Raw genomic sequence first — 2,524 nt, 5'->3', positions numbered from 1 at the left:
TAGTGTAGGCTAAGCACCCGACGCCGCGCCATATTGCTATGGTCGGTTTTCCAATGCTCGCCTCCGAACCGTACGTACACGTTCCCGCGTATACGGCTCTCCACCAATATATTCAGTCTAAATCGTTCCATAATGGATTTTCTTATGACAAGTACCACATACAGCTATTGTTTTTCGCTGTCTTGCAATCATGTGTTTCTCCCATTCTTCTTTACCTTGAAGATTTTTGAGTTTACGTACATGGTGCATTTCCAGCTTGTCCTTAGCTCCGCACAACTCACATTTTTCAGCTTTTAGCCTGTCTATAAGGCTGGTAGTGCTGGTATGTATCATTATGTTTGGCATATTGTCGACGTTCTTATCCAAAAATGGATTTTGTCGTTTGAAACCTTTATTGTAAAAACACATTTCTTTTTCCTTTCCTACTTTCGTTTTGTACTTCACACAAAAAACGCCGTTATGCATATATTTTTTGCATAGCTTCTTCACTTTCGTGCGATACTTGGCAGCAAAGGTCTTGTACATACTGTATTCCATAATGTACCCGAAGTTTGACATTTGTTTGGAACAATTCTTGGCAATTCCAAAATAATTATACAGCCCGCGAATTTCAGAATTATACCTTTCAAGGATTTCAAGGTCGTCATTGTGATTAAATTCAGGTCTTGCTTTGGGTTTCCACACTTCCTTTCCATTGTGTTTCTTTATTTGCACAACATCATAGGTAAGTAATTTCTTCTTAATTGCGTCCATTGGAATTTTTATCTCTACGGTCTTACTGTAACACCGTTTCAGCCGTCCAATACTATCTCTTTTGGTATGGGCAGATTTGCGATTACGGATATGAAAACCAAGAAAATTTGCTGGCGTTTCCGAATGAGTTATAAGCGTTTTCTCATCAGATAACTCAAGTTTCAGTTTTTCAGATAGGAATTTCTTAATATCCTCTTTGATAACTTGAGCATCTTCCTTACTTCCGATTATACCACACAGAAAATCATCTGCGTATCTTATGTATCTCAATCTCCTGTATTCGCTGTCCATTTCATCATTCGGTTCGGTTTGCAACATTAATTTGTCATACTTTCTGACACGCTCAATTATTGCCTCCCTCTCGGTTTGCGTCTCTACAGATTTCAACTCTTTTGTAGCTCGACCTTTCTTACGTTGATAATGCCTGTACTCTGTATTCTTCTTTTTTCGGAGCCCTTTTTCAAACCTTGCGACATATTCAGCCATGTATTTATCCAACCTGTCAAGGTAGATATTAGCCAGTATCGGACTAATGATACCTCCCTGCGGTGTTCCACTGTAAGTTTTATTAAATACCCAATCCTCAATATATCCTGCATTTAGAAACTTTCTTATTAGCCTGATAAAACGGTCATCGATTATGCGTTCTCTAAGGATACTAATCATAACATCATGATTGATGTTGTCAAAGAAACCCTTGATGTCGCCTTCGACATACCACTTTACCCCACAGAAAGTTACTCCGATTTGTTTAATTGCAGTATGGCAGCTTCGTTTTGGTCGGAAACCATGAGAACAGTTTTCAAATTGTCCCTCATAAATAGCTTCCAATATCATTCTTACTACTTCTTGCAACAGTTTATCATTTATTGCAGGAATACCAAGTGGACGCATTTTCCCATTTTTCTTTGGGATATACGTTCTCCTTGATGGATTTGGCTGATATGTTTCATCTTTCAATGAAGCAATCAGTTTTTCAATGCGGGCGAGGCTCATTCCATCGATGGTTTCACCGTCGGAACCTGCCGTCATGTTGCCTTGTTTTGCATAAATGCGTTGGTAAGCAACATAGTACATTTCCTCATTAAAAAGAATACGGTACAAACGCTCATACTTGTAATTCAAGTCTTTGCTATGTCCCATTAGACTGTTTAATACTTTTTCTGGACTTCTCATAATGTCTCTCACATTTTCCGTTAATTGTATTAAAAAATATTGGCTGCCCCCCTTCGCCATTGTGTATTGAATATTTTCCATACACGTGTACAGGTCATTAACCTGCTCGGACTACTACGGAAGCTCCGTTACCATGCCGGATATTCAGGGACTATTCCCATAGCCTTACGAATGGCTTTCCGGTTTAGGTAATCCCAGTTTATAGTATCAATAACATTGGCACGACAGATTGTCGGATATGACTTCCACCCTTTACTATATATTATAGTTGCGTCATGATAAGTTCTCGCTCTTCCTACTCTACGACTGCAAAAAGAGTATCATGATATGACGAGTATAGTTACCTTACGTCAAAGCTTCTACAAGAGCCGCTTGGATTATCATTCAATCAATTCGGATTTTATCCTCATATCTGCCATTTCATCTACCATTCAGTCGCAGTTTGGTAACTAACTGACTTAGGCTTTTCCGAGCGTGCTACACTCCCTGTCGTCTTTCGTTGAACAGATGAGCCGGTGATGATAGGTCATTTTCAAAGAACACTTGCCTAATCCTTGCCAAAGGGACGATTATTATACTACCTTGACTGGCGCAC

General features: G+C 39.3%; 2 protein-coding genes. One reads left to right on the top strand and one right to left on the bottom strand.

The annotated features are described in order from the left end of the window. Positions 1-117: 117 nt before the first annotated feature. Positions 118-1,929, bottom strand: coding sequence for a reverse transcriptase domain-containing protein (locus G7Y56_RS18345; RefSeq protein WP_165045900.1), 1,812 nt, complete (start codon positions 1,927-1,929; stop codon positions 118-120). Between the two features lie 327 nt (positions 1,930-2,256). Between G7Y56_RS18345 and G7Y56_RS18805 the strand changes: the two genes are divergently transcribed. After that, complete coding sequence (locus G7Y56_RS18805; RefSeq protein ID WP_255498816.1) at positions 2,257-2,382, top strand: hypothetical protein; 126 nt, start codon at positions 2,257-2,259, stop codon at positions 2,380-2,382. The last annotated feature ends 142 nt before the right edge of the window (positions 2,383-2,524 follow it).

Origin of the sequence: Dysgonomonas sp. ZJ709, from assembly GCF_011039195.1 — a bacterium.
Classification (GTDB): domain Bacteria; phylum Bacteroidota; class Bacteroidia; order Bacteroidales; family Dysgonomonadaceae; genus Dysgonomonas.
This window is presented reverse-complemented; position numbering and strand designations above follow the sequence as displayed.